Annotated in this window: 1 protein-coding gene; it reads left to right on the forward strand. The window is 70.4% G+C overall.

The window, feature by feature from the left end; all coding sequences use genetic code 11:
- Positions 1-155 precede the first annotated feature (155 nt).
- A partial coding sequence (gene mscL, locus AC2W7G_RS18215) for a large conductance mechanosensitive channel protein MscL (RefSeq protein ID WP_485869673.1) occupies positions 156-568 on the forward strand: 413 nt, incomplete at its 3' end.

A 568-nucleotide genomic window follows, 5' to 3' on the forward strand; every position in this document is an offset into this window, starting at 1 on the left:
CGCGACGGCGCCGTGGTCGTTCGGGCTGGGCGGTGGACGAGCGCACGGCTCTGGCGATCAGCGCGGCGTCGCTGCGCGGCCCGCTCTCGCTGCTCGCCGTCGGCTGACCGCCCGCGCTAGCCTGAGCCGACCGACCGACTCACGAGGGGGCACCCATGCTCAAGGGCTTCAAGGACTTCCTGTTCCGCGGCAACCTGGTCGACCTGGCCGTCGCGGTCGCCATCGGCACTGCGTTCACCGCGCTCGTCACGGCCTTCACCCAGACCATCGTCAACCCGATCCTGGCCACCGTCGGCGGCAAGGAGGGACCGGGCTGGTCGTACACGATCTTCGACCAGAACCCCGACACGACGCTGCGCTTCGGCGACCTCATCGGCGCGCTCATCACCTTCGCGATCACCGCGGCGGTCATCTACTTCGTGCTCGTCGTGCCCATGAAGAAGATCAACGAGCTGCGCGACCGGGGCAAGAAGGAGGAGGCGCCGGTGGAGGTGACGCCCGAGGACGTCGCCCTGCTGCGCGAGATCCGCCGACCTCCTGGCCGGCCAGGAGCGTCCCCGGCACCGCC

The sequence above is a fragment of the Aeromicrobium sp. PFPM2_SD2 genome (assembly GCF_057364525.1).